A 557-nucleotide genomic window follows, 5' to 3' on the forward strand; every position below is an offset into this window, starting at 1 on the left:
AATTGAATAAGGAAACATCAGAAGACAAAGAATTTCTGGTGCCGATGCGCTTAGGGGACACACCCGTTCCCATCTCGAACACGATGGTTAAGACCTAAGCGGCCGATGGTACTATACTGGAGACGGTATGGGAGAGCAGGTGGGTGCCAGATTACATAAAAAAAATCACTTGAAAAAGTGTTTTATATAGAACGGACACGTTCCAATGGGTGGAGGGAAAAGCGAAACCTGTGTTAAAGAATGTGTTAACCTGATTCAGCAGGGCAGTGCTGTTTTATATAACTGGTTTTTACCAGTGATTTGTGAGTTTGAGTTAATCGAGCTTTCAAATGACTGATAAACTTCAGTCAGAGCGGTACCATTACGAAGCGCACTTCGAAAAGCTTACGCTTTTCTCAGTCACGGCGTTTCACGCCTATACAATCAAATAAAAAACTGCTTATGAAAGCAAGCTTTCAACACAGTTTTCCATATGATTGTGCATGCTTCTGGTTGCATCGCGCATGTACCTTGAAAACCACATATTGAAATATATCTAGATAGAGTCTTTGCAAAAA

General features: G+C 41.1%; 1 rRNA gene. It reads left to right on the forward strand.

Going from position 1 to position 557, the window contains the following annotated elements:
- The first annotated feature begins 34 nt into the window (after window positions 1–34).
- A 5S ribosomal RNA gene (gene rrf, locus V7D18_RS27490) occupies window positions 35–152 on the forward strand.
- Window positions 153–557: the final 405 nt, after the last annotated feature.

It is taken from the genome of Lacrimispora sp. 38-1, assembly GCF_049890855.1.
Classification (GTDB): Bacteria; Bacillota; Clostridia; order Lachnospirales; family Lachnospiraceae; genus Lacrimispora.